This is a genomic window from Superficieibacter electus (genome assembly GCF_002915575.1).
GTDB classification, from domain to species: Bacteria; Pseudomonadota; Gammaproteobacteria; order Enterobacterales; family Enterobacteriaceae; genus Superficieibacter; species Superficieibacter electus.
Genome location: NZ_PQGD01000004.1, coordinates 124,141 through 140,377, shown reverse-complemented (window position 1 = coordinate 140,377; position 16,237 = coordinate 124,141). Strand labels below are relative to the sequence as shown.

The following is a 16,237-nucleotide window of genomic DNA, read 5'->3' as shown; positions in this document are numbered from 1 at the left end:
CTCCCGACTACTGACTGACCGGACAATGTAACCGCGTCATTTGCCCCTGTTTACCCACCGGTGTGGTGATAATGACGCTGATGCTGACACATCTTTGTCGCGTTGTCTGCATGCGGTTTACCCGCCAGCCATCGTCAACAGGCCGGGGATAACGCTGCGTCTGCTGCCAGGCACTACGCCAGAGCTGACGGTATTGGCTGAGCGTTGCAGCGCCATCAACCAGCGCACGGTGATAACCCGCTAACGCCGTCACCACCAGGATCATCAACGCCATCGCCAGCAGGACTTCCGGCAGACTAAACCCTTTCTGCTTATTCATGGAACATGGCATAGCGCGCTCTCCGTCAGGGGACAAAAATCACTCCAGCCGTGCGGGGAAAAGTGCACCTCACCCGCGCGTATTTCACCCGATTGCCAAAGACTCATCGAACCGCTAACGGCAATAAGCAGCAGCGAGTCATCGCTCAACCGACGCAGGCATACTTGCCAGTGCTGCGCAGATTGCTGCAAACATTGCAGCGGCAGCTCCCCCTGCCAGTGCTGCATTTTGCCCCACTGCAACGCCGAATGAACGCTCGCCTGCTCGCGCAGCGCCAGCGTTTCTACCGCGACACGCGTGGAAAGTGCGCGCTGTTGCTGATTGAGCCCCTGAAGCATCAAACTGCCCAGCACCAGCAGGAGGAGCACCAACGCCAGCGATGACATGCCGCGCTGGCGATTCACAGGTTATACCCGGTAATGCTATACACCGCCGTTGACCTTTGTGGCGGGCGGCTTATTGATTCAGCGGCCAGCGTAATGGTCAGTTCTGGCGCAAAACCGGCACTGTTATCACGGACAACATCAAAGCGTGTCACCCGCATCATTTGCGGATCGGTCATTTTGTCCCAGCTTTTATCATGGCAGGAGGCGGCTCCGCGCAGCGTCTCCAGTATCCCATTTTGCAGGCGGAAGCCAGTTGAGTCCGAACTGACAGGAGTTGTGTCATCCCATTTCCCGTTGCTGTTGGCATCCCATTTGACCAGTACGCAGTTGCTCTGCGGATTAATGATAAGCGGCTCTCCCGCACATTTTCCCCGACAGTAACCGGCGCGCTGCAGATGTTTTGCCACCGTATAAACGCGCTGCCACAGTTCATCGTCCAGCGCCTGATGGCGCGTCTGTTGTAGCGCGGCACGCTGTAGTCCGGGTAAAAAACGCGATGCGCCCAACAGTAGCAGGCTGCTGATCGCCATAGCGATCAGTGTTTCAGGCAGTGAAAAACCTCGCTGCGTTACTGGCATGTGTTTCCCTCCGCTGGCTGGCATAACCGGATTCGCCCCCAGCCAGAAACGATAACCACCCAGCTTCCGGCCGGGCTTTGCAGGCGAATATGCCCGGCCCACGCAGTATTGCGCTGACCAAAAAATGTCAGGCCTGGCGTAATGTCAGTCAGTCGGACTTCAGGCCATTGCGGATGCAAGGTCCATATGTTGTCGGAAGGGCAACCCTCGACATTGGCACTGACCAGACACCAGGTGTTCCCTTGAGTGTGTTTAGCAAGCGAGCGGTCGCGGTTGTGCCAGTTCGCATCGTCACGCAGCAATACCAGGTATTCGCGTATTTGAATGGCGGTTTGCCATAAACGCTGTTGCTGCTGCCAGCTTCGCCAGCCATATAGTCCGGCTGCACTGAGTATGGCGACAATCGTAATCACTATCATGGTTTCAATGAGCGTATAGCCTTGTTCTCGTTTCATGCCGTGAGTGTGCAGTCAAAGAGAAAAGGTGGCGAGGCGAGGTTTTTCGTTTTACGCGGCGGTACGAGAGATTTCTACACTGTTGCAGCGGGTTGCAAAAAAACGGGAAGGCGACTTCAGAAATAAAAAACGGCACCGCAGGGTGCCGTTCGTATAGCTTCAGCGTACAGCTTATCGATTAAATGGCGACGGGCGCTTTGATCCCCGGATGAGGGTCGTACCCTTCAATTTCAAAGTCTTCGAAGCGATAATCAAAGATGGAATCCGGTTTACGCTTAATGACCAGTTTCGGCAGCGCGCGCGGTTCCCGGCTAAGCTGAAGGTGCGTCTGTTCCATATGATTGCTGTAAAGGTGGGTATCGCCGCCGGTCCAGACAAAATCGCCGACCTCCAGATCGCACTGCTGCGCCATCATATGCACCAGCAGCGCGTAGCTGGCGATGTTAAACGGCAGGCCGAGGAAGACGTCACAGGAGCGCTGGTAAAGCTGGCAGGACAGTTTGCCGTCGGCAACGTAGAACTGGAAAAACGCATGGCACGGTGCCAGCGCCATTTTATCCAGCTCACCCACGTTCCACGCTGAAACAATAATGCGCCGCGAGTCCGGGTCGTTTTTCAACTGGTTGATGACGGTGGTGATCTGGTCGATGTGGCGGCCATCTGGCGTCGGCCAGGCACGCCATTGCTTACCGTAAACCGGTCCCAGATTGCCCTCTTCATCCGCCCATTCGTCCCAGATGGAGACCTTGTTTTCACGCAGATAAGCGACGTTGGTATCACCCTGCAAAAACCACAGCAGCTCGTGAATAATCGAGCGCAGGTGGCAGCGTTTGGTGGTAACCAGCGGAAAGCCTTCACGCAGATTAAAGCGCATCTGGTGACCAAAAATGGAGATCGTCCCGGTGCCGGTACGGTCGTTTTTTGGGGTGCCCTCGTCGAGCACCTTCTGCATTAAATCAAGATACTGTTTCATGCTGCCTCAGGAAAGTTGTTGCTGCGGTCGGCGATACGCCCAGACCATCATCGCGATACCGGCAATAATCATCGGCACGGAGAGAATTTGCCCCATGCTGATGTACTGCACCCACGCGCCGGTAAACTGCGCGTCGGGCTGGCGGAAAAACTCAACGATAATACGGAATGCACCGTAGCCGATCAGGAACAGACCCGATACCGAGCCGGTAGGGCGCGGCTTGCGGATAAACAAATTGAGAATGATAAACAGCACAACCCCTTCCAGCGCCAGCTCATAAAGCTGCGACGGGTGACGTGGCAGTACGCCGTAAGTATCAAAAATGGATTGCCATTCCGGATGTGCCGGCAGCAGGCTTAAATCTTCTGCTCGCGAGCCGGGGAACAGCATGGAAAACGGCGAGGAGGGATCAACCCGGCCCCACAGTTCGCCGTTGATAAAGTTGCCCAGACGCCCCGCCCCCAGGCCAAAAGGGATCAGTGGCGCGATGAAGTCAGCCACCTGGAAGAAGCTACGCTTCGTGCGGCGGGCGAAAATAAGCATCACCACGATCACCCCAATCAGGCCACCGTGGAACGACATGCCCCCGTCCCAGACGCGGAACAGATACAGCGGATTATCAAGGAACAGCGGCATATTATAAAACAGGACGTAGCCAATACGACCGCCCAGAAAGACACCGAGAAAGCCTATGTACAGCAGGTTTTCAACTTCATTTTTGTTCCAGCCGCTGCCGGGGCGATTAGCACGGCGCGTCGCCAGCCACATCGCAAATACAAACCCTACCAGGTACATCAAGCCGTACCAGTGTAGTGAGACCGGTCCAATGGAAAAAATCACCGGATCAAAATCCGGGAAATGCAGATAGCCACTATTCATCTGTCACCACAAGTGATTGTTATTCCGCCGAAAGTGGACAGCGGTAATAATACACGCTCGTTAATAGCAAGCGCTCCAAAGGAGCGAATCATAGCACAGGCGTATGAGGGAGATGACCGCGAAGTTGTAAAAGATCTGTATATACACGTTGCGTATAGCGAATTTATCGCCCGCCGCGAATCAGCCCGCCCATCCCGCGCCGCTCCATAAATGCGGCAACCTGATGACGGACTTCTGTCGCCAGTTGCGCTTCCAGGCTGCGGCTGGCCAGCGTCCGCGCATCTTCAAAATCGATATGCCGCAGCAGGTATTTTACCCGCGCGACCGAGCGACCGTTCATGGAAAGATGACGGTAGCCGAGACCGATGAGTATCGCCACGCACATCGTGTCACCCGCCATTTCGCCGCATAAGCGCAGGTCAATGCCGTATTGCTCCGCGTCGCGGGCAATCATCGCCAGCGCGCGCAGTATGGCCGGATGCAGGCTGTCGTAGATACTGGCAACCCGGGTGTTATTGCGATCGACGGCCAGAATATACTGGGTCAGATCGTTGGTACCAACAGAGATAAAATCCACGCGATTTGCCAGGTGAGGCAGCATAAACACCATCGACGGCACTTCGAGCATGACACCGATACGCGGTTTCGGGATCGCATAACCGATCATTTCTTCGACTTCGCGCCCGGCGCGTTCAATCAGCCGTCGCGCCTCGTCCACTTCGTCAATGCTGGTGATCATCGGCAGCAGAATGCTGAGATTGCCGGTTGCCGCATTGGCACGCAGCATGGCGCGAACCTGTACCAGAAAGATCTCTGGCTGATCGAGGGTAATGCGAATGCCACGCCAGCCAAGACACGGGTTCTCTTCGCTGATAGGCATATAGGGCAGCTGTTTATCTGCGCCAATATCCAGCGTGCGCAACGTGACCGGCTTGTCGTTAAACATTTGCAGCATGCCCTGATATTGCGCTACCTGCTCCTCTTCTGAAGGAAAACCGCTTTGCAGCATAAACGGAATTTCTGTGCGGTACAGGCCAATACCGTCGATGCGTCTGCCAAGCTGCTGTTCGTGTTCCGGGCTCAGCCCTGCGTTGAGCATCACTTTGATCCGCTCGCCGCTTTTCAGCTCGGCGGGGCGTTCAACGTCATCTTCTGCAATGCGACTCAGCTCGTTTTCTTCATTAATGAGGCGCTGATACTCTTTGAGCAACACGGGTTCAGGGTCGACCAGCAGCTCGCCGCGATAGCCGTCAACGATAAGCGTGCGGCGATGCAGTACCGATGGCTGGATATCCGCGCCCATCACGGTGGGAATACCCAGTGCACGCACGATAATCGCCGCATGGGAATTGGACGCGCCGTCGCGCACAACAACGCCTGCGAGGCGATCCTGCGGCAGTTCAGCCAGCGTCGCGGCTGACAGTTCGTCAGCCACCAGCACAAAGCGTTCAGGCCAGGTATTTGGCCCCTGAATAGTATCGTCAAGATGAAACAGCAGGCGCTGACCCAGCGTGCGCAAATCCCCGGCGCGCTCTTTTAGATAACCGTCGGTGAGAGCCGCAAACTGCTCAGCAAATTTTTCGACTATTTTCTTTACTGCCCACTCGGCCACGGCCCCGCGGTCAACTTCATCAAACAGCTCGCGACGCAGACGCGCGTCGGACAGGAGATGGGAGTAAAGATCGAAAATGGCCGCCGTTTCTTTCTGCGCACCAGCGGCAAAACGTTTGCTGTAGCGGCGAAATTCACTGGCGGCTTCCTCCAGTGCGCTGGTTAAACGCTCACGCTCGGACGCGGTATCCAGCGTTGAGGCTTCGTAAACCTGCTCCATCAGCGGCAGAGAGGTGTCCATCCATGCTTCAGCGACCGCAACGCCGGGCGACGCCGGTAACGCGCGGATACGCGTCTGGCGGTACTGACCGAACAGGGCTGCCAGTTGCGATTGCGAGAGGATTGCGGCTATCTGGGTCGCCAGCGTGACGAGGAAGGACTCCTCACTTTCATCATACTGGCGCAGTTCACGCTGCTGGACGACCAGTACGCCGAGCAGTTGCCGCCGTTGAATAATCGGCACGCCGAGAAAAGCGCGAAACCGCTCTTCTTTAACAGAAGGAATATATTTAAAACTGGGATGCTTTTGTGCATCGGCAAGGTTGATAGGCTCAGCCAGCCGCCCCACCAGCCCAACCACGCCTTCATCAAAAGCGAGCGCCACGGTACGACCACGCGGTTTTTTTAAACCGCGCGTTGCCATCAGATAGTAACAACGCCGATCGTGGTCAGCCAGATAGACCGAACAAACTTCAGTGTCCATCGCCAGGCAGATATCCGTCACTAAAATGTCCAGCGCCTCACTCAGGCGTGGGGCGCTGGCAACTTTCTCAACGATTTCTCGCAATCGGGTGAGCATAATGTGCGTGGCTTAACCTCTTTTACGTCGCCATGCCGGCGCGGGTTGCGGCTTAGGAACACTTTCCTGAAGCGACATCACCATCGCGGCAAATTCTTTCATCACCCGACGATAAACGTCGCGTTTAAACGAGACTACCTGACGTACCGGATACCAGTAGCTCACCCAGCGCCAGCCATCAAACTCAGGCGTGCTGCTGGTTTGCATATTGATATCTGCATCGTTGCCGATTAACTGCAGCAGAAACCACTTCTGTTTTTGGCCAATACAAACCGGCTTTGTATCCCAACGCACCAAACGTTTCGGTAACTTGTAACGCAACCAGTTGCGGGTTGAGGCGAGTATCCGCACATCTTTGCGGCTCAGGCCAACCTCTTCAAACAGCTCCCGGTACATCGCCTGCTCGGCTGTCTCTCCTGGATTAATTCCCCCCTGAGGGAATTGCCAGGAGTGTTGACCATACCGCCGCGCCCACATGACCTGGCCCTGACGGTTACAGATTACAATACCCACATTCGGGCGGTAGCCATCGTCATCAATCACCGGACTACCTCAAACTTATCTTCAATGTGAATGATTGTTTCACACTCGTCGGAAACGGTAAACCACTCTCTTACAGGAGAATAACCTGATGAGTGCTGAATAACTCACAAAAATTCTTGAAGTTATAAACAGCTGACGAGGGCAATCAGCAATTTTATTCACTTTTTCTGTGGATAGAGTTGTGAAGAAGTATGGAATTAACGTGGGAAAACCCGGACTAGTCTTAACGACGCACAAAAGCGCAGAAAAAATAATTCACGTATATTCAATAAATTAATCGTACACCCCGCATCATAAAGGCTAAAATTGTGATACTTATCACATTGAAGATCCAACAGGTGATGAAAGATCGAACAGCGCAGGATTTATCCACAGATTGTGCCAATAAGTTAGTCACTTTTTGTGTAAAAATTCGATTTTCGTCTGCCGTCAAGGCTGTAAATGGAAACAGTAGTGGGGGTTTTTAACAGTTATCCCATTTTTCTGTGGATAACATGGTGTAAGATCCTGTTCATTGTCAGTGACCAGATTTGGAAAACCTTTTTCTGGAAGAAATAACGCATCGTGCGCTGCTAAAAAAACATATAAAAATCATGATGCTGTTGTCTGTAAAAAGAAAAAGTTAAACTCTGTCCACGGTGGGTAAGATTACCGCTCATTTTTTAACCAAGGTTGTGACTATGTGTTCTCTCTCCCCTCTGGCTTCGCCACCCAAAACGCAAGCGCAGTTATTGGCGCAGGCGCAGCAACTCGCCGGGTATTCCCTGGGCGAGTTGGCGACGCTGGCGGGACTGCCCATTCCGCGCGACTTAAAACGGGATAAAGGCTGGATCGGCGTCCTGCTTGAGATATGGCTGGGAGCCAGCGCGGGGAGTAAGCCCGAACAGGATTTTGCTGCGCTGGGGGTGGAGCTAAAAACCATTCCGGTGGACAGCCGCGGACGTCCGCTGGAAACAACGTTTGTATGCGTTGCACCGCTAACCGGCAACAGTGGGGTAAGCTGGGAAACCAGCCATGTGCGTCACAAATTGAAGCGAGTGTTGTGGGTCCCGGTTGAAGGCGAGCGCGCGATCCCGCTGGCAGAGCGCCGGGTGGGCACTCCCCTGCTCTGGACTCCCAACGACGAAGAGGATCGCCAGTTACGCATGGATTGGGAAGAACTGATGGATCTCATTGTGCTGGGACAGGTAGAACGCATCACCGCTCGCCATGGCGAGGTATTACAATTGCGACCAAAAGCGGCTAACAGCCGTGCATTAACGGAAGCGATTGGGGCGCATGGGGAACCTATCCTTACCCTGCCGCGTGGCTTCTACCTGAAGAAAAACTTTACTGCGGCCCTGCTGGCACGCCATTTTTTACTGGCCGGGAATTAACGCCGATCTTTACCTTTCTCATTCAGCTTTAAGAATTTCCTGCTTTTTTTCTGTCAACCGTCTGCGCTATTACTAGACTAATAACAGTATCGGTCAGCGAAGAGGACAAATAAGGTGAAAAAATGGGGAGTGTTAATATCGGCTGTTGGGTTAGCCTGTGTGGTTTCAGGCTGTAGCAGCGACTATGTTATGGCAACAAAAGACGGTAGGATGATCCTTACCGACGGTAAGCCAGAAGTGGATAATGATACCGGCCTGGTGAGCTACCACGACCAGCAGGGTAATTCAGTACAGATTAACCGCGATGAAATTTCACAGATTATTGAGCGTTAAGCGTTGAAGGTCAGCCATCCGCTGGCCTTTATGATTTTTTACTTTCCCTTTTTCTTTGCCTCTGCCATTTTTATATTCCTTTGTCAGGACGTTCCTGACGTGACATAAAAAAGGAATTCGGCTATGCACTATCACCGTATCCCCCACAGCTCGCTTGAAATCAGCACCCTGGGGCTGGGCACAATGACGTTTGGTGAACAAAACAGCGAAGCCGACGCCCATGCACAGCTTGATTATGCCATAAGCCAGGGTATTAACCTGATTGACGTCGCTGAGATGTATCCCGTTCCGCCGCGCCCGGAAACGCAGGGATTGACTGAAACCTACGTCGGCAACTGGCTGGCGAAGCACGGGAGTCGTGAAAAACTGATTATCGCCTCCAAGGTCAGCGGCCCGAGCCGCAATGGCGACAGCGGTATCCGCCCGAATCAGGCACTGGATCGGAAAAATATTCGTGAGGCGCTGGATCAGAGCCTGAAACGGCTGCAAACCGACTATCTCGATCTGTACCAGGTTCACTGGCCGCAGCGTGCCACCAACTGTTTTGGCAAGCTGGGCTATAGCTGGACTGAGTCTGCACCGGTTGTCTCCCTGCTGGAAACGCTGGAGGCATTAACGGAATATCAACGCGCAGGCAAAATTCGCTACATTGGCGTTTCTAATGAAACCGCATTTGGCGTGATGCGCTATTTGCACCTGGCGGATAAACACGATTTGCCGCGTATCGTGACCATTCAGAACCCGTATAGCCTGCTCAACCGCAGCTATGAAGTGGGGCTGGCTGAGGTGAGTCAGTTTGAAGGCGTGGAGCTACTGGCGTATTCCTGCCTTGCGTTCGGCACGCTGAGCGGAAAATACCTCAACGGCGCAAAACCGGCGGGCGCACGTAATACATTGTTCAGCCGTTTTACCCGCTACAGCGGTGAACAGGCGCAAAAAGCGGTTGCCGCGTACGTCGATATTGCCAGACGCCACGGTCTCGATCCGTCGCAGATGGCGCTGGCATTCGTTCGCCGCCAGCCGTTCGTCGCCAGCACGCTGCTGGGTGCCACGACGATGGAGCAGCTAAAAGCTAATGTGGACAGTCTGCACCTGGAACTCAGTGAAGAGGTACTGGCGGAGATTGAAGCGGTGCATCAGGTATATACCTACCCGGCTCCGTAAGCGGCGGTTGTCCGCCGACGGACCCTGGCGGACAACATTTCACCTCTTTTAATCAACGTTTTCCCTCCTCTGCGATCGCATACTGGCTATCCTGTTACGTGTTAAGGATAACAACCTGTATGTTAAAATTACTGCCTTTAACCCTGCTGTTGTCAGGCGCAAGCGTGTTCTCCGTTCACGCCGCGCAATTCACCCAGGATGTGAAACTGACCAGCGCCACGCTATTTCTTTCCGCCGCTGAAATGAATGGCACAAGTGAAATCAATCTGCCTGCCGGGCAAAGTGAAATCATTTTCACTCACCTTGCCAAAAATGTTGATTATCAAAGCATTAATGTGATGATGGATCATGATGTTCAAATCTTATCATCCAGCCTGCGCACGGTGCTGGCGCAGAATGATGAAACGGCCACTCTGACCCAACTGCAAAAAAGAATTGCCGATGCTGAGCTGGAGGTTTCACGGCTTAACGCCCGCAAGGAAAGCATTGCCGCACAACTGCTGGTACTGGAAAATAATCAGACATTAAGCGGTAAAGATAAAGCGGTCAGCGCCGCAGACGTTGCCAAATATTTACAGCTGGTGCAGGAAAAAAACGACACGTTATTAACTGCGCGGGCGGAACTCGACAATCAAATCAAGGTAAAAACCCAGGAGATTGCGGAGCTGCGCAAGCAAAATCAGGACGATCGACCTGATTCACTGACCGAAAATCAGATTGTGGTAAAAGTCTTTACACCAGCCCCCGTAACCTCTCAGGCCACAGTCAGCTATATCACCCCGCTGGCGCGATGGACGCCCGCTTACGACGTACGTGCCAGCGCAATTAACCAGCCAGTGACATTAGTTTATAAAGCCCGTATTCAGCAGCACACGGGACTGAACTGGGAAAATATCGCGCTGACACTTTCGACGGTCAGGCCGGATACCTGGCTGACGTCACAGACGCTTGAGCCGCAGTATATCGGCCTGCCGTCACCAAAAGACAAAGGCTTTATGTCAGGATCGCTCAGAATAGCCGCATCACCATCTGAAAAAGGCTCTGCTGATGGCGCGTCATCACTTTCAACCAGAAGCAGAAAAGTACAGCCTGAAAACAGCGTGGGCAACCACCAGGACTTTACAGGTGCCAGTTATACTCTCTCCCTACCGTGGAATATTGAGAGTGATAACATTCCCCGCACCGTGGCGTTAAAAGAGCAAAAAATTAACGGTAAATTCCGCTATTATGCTGTGCCAAAAATAAACCCCAGCGCGTTTTTACAGGTGCAGGTTGCTGACTGGGAGACGCTGGATCTTATTCCCGGCGAGAGCCAAATCTTTTTCGCCAATAACAAAACCGGTAACGGCTATCTGGAAGCGCCAGAAGAAGGAAAAACCCTGGATATTACGCTGCAACAGGATACCAAAATCATTATTCAGCGCCGCGAAATGTTAAAAAAAGCGAATGTGGTCTCTTTCTTTGATAATGATGCGGTGCGCAATTTTAGCTATACGCTCAACGTTAAAAATAGCTATGCGCAGCCTGTCGATCTGACCGTTGTCGATCAAATACCGGTGAGTACCACTAGTGATATTGTGATTGAGAAAGCACAGCTAGGTGGAGCGCAACTGGATAAAGAAACGGGCAACGTTGAATGGACTCTGCATCTGAACGCGCGTGAAAACAGGAAAATTCCCTTCTCCTATTCCGTAAAATATCCCAAAAACGCGAGAGTGACGGGGCTTTAAAGGACGCTGCGGGTTTTGTGCCGCCTCGTCGAATACTCGCCGAGCTACCTGCCCGGTGGCGCTACGCTTACCGGGCCTACAGGGCAGCCATTTGTCCCCTTTGTAGGCCGGATAAGCGCAGCGCCATCCGGCATTACCTTCCCCCTACGTGAAGTCACCTTACCCTTTGCGACGCTGTCCCCAGATCCACAGCGCCGCAATCGCCAGCGCAAAGATTGCGCCAAACCCGACGCCCACGCCGACAATTGGCACGCCGACTTTGACTGCCAGCGAGTACAGGCCCAGCATCAGCAGCATGGCGCTGTTTTCACCGAGGTTTTGCACCGCAATCGCATTACCCGCGCCAACGGTTTTCTTGCCTCGCTCCTGCAACAGCGCATTGAGCGGCACTACAAAAAAGCCACCCATAATGCCGATTAACAGCAGCAGTCCGTAAGCCGGCAGTTGGGTATGCTGAAGCGCAAAGAAGACCACGCCCACGCCGATCAGGATACCCGCGGGCATACAGCGGGCCACGGTTTCAAGGGTGATCAGTTTCGCCGCCGCGCCTGCGCCAACAACAATCCCTACCGCCACCATCGCGTTCAGATAGGTCGGCGTGGCGTTATCGACAATGCCGAGCGCCACCGGCACCCACAGTACCAGCAGAAAACGCAGCGTCACGCCAGCGCCCCAGAACAAGCTGGTGCCAACCAGCGAAAAACGGGTCTCCGGGTTAGTCCACAGCTCGCGGCAGGCGGTAAAGAAGCTGCGGGTCATCGGCGTGAAGCGCCACGACTGGCCTGGGCGGGCTGCCGGGAGTTTCGGGATCATCACGTTAGCGACTATTGCCCCGGCATAAGCCACAGCACAGACGCCGAGCGCCGCCATCACGTGCCAGTCCGCCAGCACGCCGCCAGCCACTGACCCCAGCAAAATGGAAGCAATGGTAGAGGATTCCATCAGGCCATTCGCCTTTACCAGTTTGTCTCCGGTGGTCAGCTCGCCAAGGATGCCGTACTTGGCCGGTGAGTAAGCGGCCGCTCCCACGCCAACCAGCGTATAGCCAATAAACGGGTTAACGCCAAAGCAGATGCTGGCCGCGCCAATCAGCTTCAGGACGTTGGCAAACATCATCACTCGCCCCTTGGCAAAGCTGTCGGCGATCTGTCCCACAAACGGCGCAAAAAGTATGTAAGCACCTACAAACACCATTTGCAGGACAGGCTGGCTCCAGTCCGGGTAAAACAGTTCTTTCATCAGCGCCAGGGTGGCAAACAGCAACGCGTTATCCGCAAAAGCCGAGAGAAACTGGGCGCTAATGACCGCCTTCATTCCCTTCGACCACAGCGAGGTGTTAGTGTGTACTGACTCACTCATCTGTGTGTTCCGCCTCATCGACCATCGCTTTTAAGGTGACAAAATCCGGCTTACCGCTGCCCAGAAGCGGCATCTGCTTGATAAAGCGGATATCGCGCGGCACCGCAAGTTCAGGTACGCCGTTCGCCCGGGCGTGTTGTTGCAGCTTATCACGCGCCAGTTCGCTGTCGGTGGTAAACAGCACCAGAGCCTCGCCTTTGTTGGCATCCTGCTTGATGGCCGTGGCATGCATTTTGTCAGGTGATACCGCCAGCGCCAGCTGCTCGACCATCTCCAGCGACACCATTTCCCCGGCAATTTTGGCAAAGCGTTTGGCGCGGCCCTGAATGCGAACAAAACCCTGTTCATCAAAGGCGACGATATCTCCGGTGTCATACCAGCCGCTCTCCACCTCTCCGTTGTGGTTTTCTGCCGTCGGTGCTTCCAGTACGCCAGGATTTTCCACCCGCAGGTAGCCGCTCATAATGTTCGGCCCCTTCAGTTGCAGCCTGCCGCCCTCGTCAATGCCCGGTACCGCCAGCAGACGCGCGTCCATGCCCGGCAGAATCCGCCCGACGGTGCCGGGTTTCGCCGCCATCGGCACATTGATGGAAACCACCGGCGCGCATTCGGTCACGCCATAGCCTTCCAGCACGCGCAGGCCAAATTTATCCTGCCAGAGCTGGCGGGTGCTCTCCTGCAATTTTTCTGCACCCGCCACCACGTAACGCAGACGGAAGAAATCGTAAGGATGAGCGAAGCGGGCATAGTTGCCGAGGAAGGTTGAGGTACCAAACAGCACGGTGCAGTTGCGGTCATACACCAGCTCCGGCACGATGCGATAGTGCAACGGGCTTGGATAGAGAAACACTTCTGCGCCGGTCAGCAGCGGCGTAAACAGCCCCACGGTCAGGCCAAAGGAGTGAAACAGCGGCAGTGCCGACATAAAACGATCGTTGGCGGTAAAGTCGGCAATCGTTTTGATCTGCTCAACGTTTGCCAGAATACTTTTATGGCTGTGGACAACCCCTTTGGGATTGCCTTCCGAGCCGGACGTGAAAAGGATCACCGCCGCATCTTCCGGCTGCTGTTCAACTTGCGCCAGCCGGGGCATCAGCAAATGTGCAAAAATCCACAGCTTATCGCTGATGGTCACGTCGCTTTTTAAATCTTCCAGAAAAATCCAGCGGACCTGTTTAAGCTGCTCCGGCAGATGCCACAGCTTACCCTTATCAAGAAACTGACGTGAGGTGAAAACCGTTTTGATCTCGGCGGCAGTAATGGCGCTGGTCAGCCCTTTGACGCCCGCCGTATAGTTCATCATCGCCGGGACACGTCCGCGAGACACTGCGCCAAAAATAACGGCGGCGCTTATCGCGGCGTTGGGCAGCATCAGGCCGATTTTCTCACCCTGTACACTGTATTTTTCCAGAATACGCCCCACAAACAGCGTTTTAGTCAGCAGTTTGCGGTAGCTGTCCGGCTGGAAGTTAATATCCTCCACACAGTGCTTACCCGCGCCAAAGCGGGACTGCGCAGACAGCAGGGCTTCGAAAAGCGTCTCGCGCACACGCACGGCCATGCGCGCTTCCATCATGATTTGATGCAGCATTTCGCCCGCCATTTTACGACGGTCGCGGGCGCGTGGCGCGTCCGGCATTGGGATATGGGTCGGCGGCAGAATATGAATGGCGATGCGCGGGAACAGGCGTTGCTTCACCAGCCCTTTCAGCCGGCTGAAAAAAGTTAGCTCAGCGCCCTCGATGCGTACCGGCACAATGGTTGCGCCCGCTTTCGCCGCGACAAACGCCGCACCGTCATAAATCTTCATTAGCGAACCGGACACAGAAATGCGCCCTTCCGGGAAGATGACCACCGGTTTACCCTGCTCAATCAGGCGCACCAGATGCTTGATGGACATTGGTTTGGTCGGGTCCAGCGGCACAATATCAATCAACGGCTTAAGCCAGCGCATATACCATTGCTGGCTGATCGAGGAGTAGACCGCGAAGGTCGGGCGAACAGGCAGAAACAGCGCCAGCAGCACACCATCAATAAAGGAGACATGATTCGGGGTGATCAGTAGTTTTTGCTGATGAAGGGCCTGAGCATCGCCAGTCACTTTTACCCGGAACATGACCTGAAAAAGCTGGCGGAAAAAACTCAAAAGCATATCAACTCCCTTTGCATGACCGTCTATGTTTGCAAGCTATAGCTTTAGCATAACAGGCGCAAGCGCAAAATGGAGGCGAAAAAAAACCTGCGCATCTGCGCAGGCCGGTGTAAGAGTCAAGTACGAAGGTCGTACCAAAAAATCTCACCAATCAATACCTCTGGGATAATCAGAGTAGCAATCCTCGTTATGCGTTCACCAGCGGACAATCGCAACATCCTTGCGCAAAGTGTAACCAAAGGTATTAATTAGCTTTTTCTCGTTTCATCATCGAAATGAATACCGCCCGCGATAACATTACTGACGGCGATCACAGGCGACGGTATTCAGGCGTGCTAAGTTAATCTCCTTGAAGAACGACGGTTTTTCCGTAAAACTTATTACGATGTAAACGTTTACCCCATAAGGCAAAGTATGGCGACCATAAAAGATGTAGCCCGGCTCGCAGGCGTTTCTGTCGCCACCGTTTCACGCGTTATTAATCATTCTCCTAAAGCCAGCGATACCTCACGTCAGGCTGTACTGACGGCAATGGAATCCCTTTCCTATCACCCGAATGCCAATGCGCGTGCGCTGGCCCAACAGGCGACAGAAACTATTGGTCTGGTGGTGGGCGATGTTTCCGATCCTTTTTTTGGTGCCATGGTGAAAGCCGTGGAGCAAGTGGCCTACCACACCGGCAATTTTTTATTGATCGGCAATGGCTATCACGATGAACATAAAGAGCGGCAGGCCATCGAGCAACTGATGCGTCACCGCTGTGCTGCGCTGGTGGTACATGCCAAAATGATCCCTGATGCTGAGCTGGTGAGTCTGATGAAACAGATCCCCGGCATGGTATTAATTAACCGTATTCTGCCGGGATTTAAAGATCGCTGCGTCGCGCTGGACGATCGCTATGGCGCATGGCTTGCCACCCGCCACCTGATCCAGCAGGGCCACACCCGTATCGGCTATTTGTGCTCCAATCATGCTATTTCTGACGCGGAAGATCGTTTGCAGGGCTATTACGATGCATTAAAAGAAAGCGGCCTCCCCGTTAACGATCGACTTGTCACCTTCGGCGAGCCGGATGAAAGCGGCGGTGAGCAGGTGATGACTGAATTGCTGGGCCGCGGGAAAAATTTCACCGCCATTGCCTGCTATAACGATTCCATGGCCGCTGGGGCAATGGGCGTGCTGAATGACAACGGCATTGACGTCCCACGGGAGATCTCACTGATTGGTTTTGATGACGTGCTGGTCTCGCGCTACGTGCGCCCCCGACTGACCACCGTGCGCTACCCTATCGTCACCATGGCAACTCAGGCCGCCGAACTGGCGCTGGCGCTTTCGGAAGAACGACCGCTGCCGGAAATCACCCATCTGTTTAGTCCGACGCTGGTGCGCCGGCAGTCGGTGAGTACGTTGAACGAGGGCTGAGGGTATTCCGGCAATGACAATGTCATTGCCGTTATTTATTAATAAACCATTATTATCACCTTCCTAAATATTATCCTTTTACCATTATTCCCGCTGCACAAATAAAAGCACGTTTTGCCTGCTTTTCCTTTCTCAAAAAATGCAATCTTAATACTTTC

The 16,237-nt window shown here is 53.9% G+C and carries 15 protein-coding genes; 5 read left to right on the top strand and 10 right to left on the bottom strand.

All coding sequences use genetic code 11. The annotated features are described in order from the left end of the window. Positions 1-7 precede the first annotated feature (7 nt). The 8 genes from CHU32_RS06085 to rppH all read right to left on the bottom strand — a co-directional run bounded on the left by CHU32_RS06085 (position 8) and on the right by rppH (position 6,543). On the bottom strand, positions 8-331 hold the full coding sequence (locus CHU32_RS06085; protein WP_103675189.1) for a prepilin-type N-terminal cleavage/methylation domain-containing protein: 324 nt from the start codon (positions 329-331) through the stop codon (positions 8-10). Continuing rightward, complete coding sequence (locus tag CHU32_RS06080) at positions 316-723, bottom strand: DUF2509 family protein (protein ID WP_103675188.1); 408 nt, start codon at positions 721-723, stop codon at positions 316-318. The genes CHU32_RS06085 and CHU32_RS06080 overlap by 16 nt, the downstream gene beginning before the upstream one ends. Further along, a complete protein-coding gene (locus CHU32_RS06075; RefSeq protein ID WP_103675187.1) occupies positions 720-1,283 on the bottom strand; it encodes a prepilin peptidase-dependent protein in 564 nt (187 codons plus the stop codon). Before CHU32_RS06075 ends, CHU32_RS06080 begins: the two co-directional genes overlap by 4 nt. Then, positions 1,274-1,738, bottom strand: coding sequence for a prepilin peptidase-dependent protein (locus CHU32_RS06070; RefSeq protein WP_103675186.1), 465 nt, complete (start codon positions 1,736-1,738; stop codon positions 1,274-1,276). The genes CHU32_RS06075 and CHU32_RS06070 overlap by 10 nt, the downstream gene beginning before the upstream one ends. A 178-nt stretch (positions 1,739-1,916) precedes the next feature. Continuing rightward, entirely contained in the window at positions 1,917-2,711 is a 795-nt protein-coding gene (gene thyA / locus CHU32_RS06065) for a thymidylate synthase (protein ID WP_103675185.1), read from the bottom strand. A 6-nt stretch (positions 2,712-2,717) separates the two neighbouring features. Beyond that, entirely contained in the window at positions 2,718-3,590 is an 873-nt protein-coding gene (lgt, locus tag CHU32_RS06060) for a prolipoprotein diacylglyceryl transferase (protein WP_103675184.1), read from the bottom strand. 163 nt (positions 3,591-3,753) lie between these two features. Next, on the bottom strand, positions 3,754-6,000 hold the full coding sequence (gene ptsP, locus CHU32_RS06055) for a phosphoenolpyruvate--protein phosphotransferase (protein ID WP_103675183.1): 2,247 nt from the start codon (positions 5,998-6,000) through the stop codon (positions 3,754-3,756). A 12-nt stretch (positions 6,001-6,012) separates the two neighbouring features. Further along, positions 6,013-6,543, bottom strand: a complete 531-nt coding sequence (gene rppH / locus CHU32_RS06050; RefSeq protein WP_103675182.1) for an RNA pyrophosphohydrolase — start codon at positions 6,541-6,543, stop codon at positions 6,013-6,015. A 680-nt stretch (positions 6,544-7,223) separates the two neighbouring features. Between rppH and mutH the strand changes: the two genes are divergently transcribed. The 4 genes from mutH (at position 7,224) to CHU32_RS06025 (ending at position 11,146) form a co-directional block, all read left to right on the top strand. Continuing rightward, positions 7,224-7,919, top strand: a complete 696-nt coding sequence (gene mutH / locus CHU32_RS06040; RefSeq protein WP_103675180.1) for a DNA mismatch repair endonuclease MutH — start codon at positions 7,224-7,226, stop codon at positions 7,917-7,919. A 114-nt stretch (positions 7,920-8,033) separates the two neighbouring features. Then, on the top strand, positions 8,034-8,252 hold the full coding sequence (locus tag CHU32_RS06035) for a YgdI/YgdR family lipoprotein (RefSeq protein ID WP_049838639.1): 219 nt from the start codon (positions 8,034-8,036) through the stop codon (positions 8,250-8,252). Between the two features lie 123 nt (positions 8,253-8,375). Further along, positions 8,376-9,416 (top strand): NADP(H)-dependent aldo-keto reductase, encoded by a 1,041-nt coding sequence (locus tag CHU32_RS06030; RefSeq protein ID WP_103675179.1) that lies wholly within the window; start codon positions 8,376-8,378, stop codon positions 9,414-9,416. A gap of 119 nt (positions 9,417-9,535) precedes the next feature. Further along, positions 9,536-11,146 carry a DUF4139 domain-containing protein gene (locus CHU32_RS06025; RefSeq protein WP_103675178.1) on the top strand — a complete coding sequence of 537 codons (1,611 nt, stop codon included), beginning with the start codon at positions 9,536-9,538 and terminating at the stop codon, positions 11,144-11,146. A 159-nt stretch (positions 11,147-11,305) separates the two neighbouring features. Here the strand turns inward: CHU32_RS06025 and lplT are convergent, their stop codons facing one another. Both lplT and aas read right to left on the bottom strand, forming a co-directional pair. Next, positions 11,306-12,505: a lysophospholipid transporter LplT gene (gene lplT, locus CHU32_RS06020; protein WP_103675177.1), complete on the bottom strand. Its 1,200-nt coding sequence runs from the start codon at positions 12,503-12,505 to the stop codon at positions 11,306-11,308. After that, positions 12,498-14,657: a bifunctional acyl-ACP--phospholipid O-acyltransferase/long-chain-fatty-acid--ACP ligase gene (gene aas / locus CHU32_RS06015; RefSeq protein ID WP_103675176.1), complete on the bottom strand. Its 2,160-nt coding sequence runs from the start codon at positions 14,655-14,657 to the stop codon at positions 12,498-12,500. Before aas ends, lplT begins: the two co-directional genes overlap by 8 nt. A 414-nt stretch (positions 14,658-15,071) precedes the next feature. Here aas and galR point away from each other — a divergent pair, with 414 nt between their 5' ends. Next, entirely contained in the window at positions 15,072-16,079 is a 1,008-nt protein-coding gene (gene galR / locus CHU32_RS06010) for an HTH-type transcriptional regulator GalR (RefSeq protein WP_103675175.1), read from the top strand. Positions 16,080-16,237: the final 158 nt, after the last annotated feature.